Consider the following 1,309-nt stretch of genomic DNA (forward strand, 5'->3'; position numbering starts at 1 on the left):
CTCAGGCTGCCGGACATGGAGGGCGGCGAACTGCTCGCGCGGCTCGAACGCGACGGGGTGGCGCTGCCCCCGGTGGTGATCCATACCGCCCGTTCGCTCACGCCGGTCGAGGAAGCGGCCCTGCGCGAGCGCGCCGAGTCCATCGTGATCAAGGACGTCCGGTCGCTGGAGCGGCTGCTCGACGAGGTGTCGCTCTTCCTGCACCGGGTCGTGAGCCAGATGCCTGAGAAAACCCGCAAGGTCATCCAGGACCTGCACGACACGGATGCGATCCTGCGGGACAAGAAGGTGCTCATCGTGGACGACGACATGCGGACGACCTTCGCCGTTTCGCACCTTCTTTCCGAGCACGGCCTGAAGCCCCTGAAAGCGGAGAACGGGGAGCGGGCGCTGCAGTTGCTGGAGGAGCAGCCGGATACGGACCTGGTGCTGATGGATATCATGATGCCGGTCATGGACGGTTACGAGGCCATGAAACGAATTCGCGCCCAGGAGAGGTTCCGCAACCTGCCGATCATCGCGCTCACGGCCAAGGCGATGCCGGAGGATCGCGAAAAGTGCATTGCGGCGGGCGCGAGCGACTACCTGACCAAGCCGGTGGACCAGGACCGGCTGTTCTCCCTGATGCGGGTCTGGCTGTGCCGATAGCGGAGTGAACGGAAGAATGCCATGAACGATGCGGAGCAAGAAAGTCTCGAGATAGACCTCCTGTTGGAGGCCGTTTACCGGAGCTACGGCTACGACTTCCGCTCCTATGCCCGGGCCTCCGTCGAGCGCCGGATCAGGCAGTTCCTGCCGGGGTCCGGGTGCGCGACGGTGTCCGAAATGATTCCGAAGGTACTGCATGATCGGGAGCTGGTCTCGCGCCTGATCCGGTATTTCTCCATCTCGGTCACGGAACTGTTCCGCGACCCGTTCGTCTACCGCGCCGTGCGGGAGAAAGTGGTGCCGCTGCTGCGGACGTGGCCGCACGTCAAGGTCTGGCTCGCCGGCTGCGCCACCGGCGAGGAGGCCTACTCTCTGGCCATCGTGCTCAAGGAGGAAGGCGTCTATGACCGGGCGACCCTCTACGCCACCGACTTCAACGACGAGTCTCTGGCGCGCGCCCGCGAGGGCATCTACGAAACCACCCGGCTGCAGGAAGCCACCCGCAACTACCAGCAAGCGGGAGGAAAGGCGTCGTTTTCAGATTACTACCACGCCCGCTACAACGCGGCGGCCCTGGACGGCGCGCTCAAGGAACACATCGTCTTCTCGGGCCACAACCTGACCTCGGACGGCGTGTTCGGCGAGATGCAGCTCGTCTTTT

General features: G+C 64.4%; 2 protein-coding genes. Both read left to right on the forward strand.

All coding sequences use genetic code 11. The annotated features are described in order from the left end of the window. Positions 1-648, forward strand: a 648-nt coding sequence (locus tag Q8K99_05150; protein ID MDP2181942.1) for a response regulator, incomplete at its 5' end; no start/stop codon positions are given. Positions 649-669: 21 nt separating this feature from the next. Then, positions 670-1,309 (forward strand): CheR family methyltransferase (locus tag Q8K99_05155; protein MDP2181943.1); only part of this gene is annotated, 640 nt, incomplete at its 3' end.

Source organism: Actinomycetota bacterium (assembly GCA_030682655.1).
GTDB lineage: Bacteria > Actinomycetota > Coriobacteriia > Anaerosomatales > JAUXNU01 > JAUXNU01.